The following is a 285-nucleotide window of genomic DNA, read 5'->3' as shown; positions in this document are numbered from 1 at the left end:
CGTTGCTCCAGTTCCGGAGGAAGACATCCTGCATTTTTCAGAAGGCGATAGCCTGCCCGCAACTCCGCCGGCACATGTGAATCGTCATCGAGAGTCAGCGGTTCTCCGCTGCCGGGTAAATTATCGAACTCACCTTTGGTTTGGGCATCGAGGATATGACGTTCCGCCCACTGATCCAGCAACCACATTCTACGGCTCCAGGGGATGAACAAAAAGAGTACAGATAGTGTAGTGAAATGGGGATGGGGTAGATATAAAAAAACCCGCCAGGGCGGGTTTTTTTAC

The 285-nt window shown here is 51.6% G+C and carries 1 protein-coding gene; it reads right to left on the bottom strand.

Features of this window, described 5'->3' with window-relative positions:
- Positions 1–188: DnaJ family domain-containing protein (locus tag ACODJP_RS13875; protein WP_040214359.1), on the bottom strand; the 188-nt coding region annotated here is incomplete at its 3' end.
- Between the last annotated feature and the right edge of the window lie 97 nt (positions 189–285).

The sequence above is a fragment of the Pleomorphochaeta sp. DL1XJH-081 genome, from assembly GCF_049310885.1.
In the GTDB taxonomy this organism is placed as follows: Bacteria; Spirochaetota; Spirochaetia; order Sphaerochaetales; family Sphaerochaetaceae; genus CAYZJV01.
Note: the sequence above shows the minus strand (reverse complement) of the source record. Positions and strands in the feature narration are given on the sequence as shown.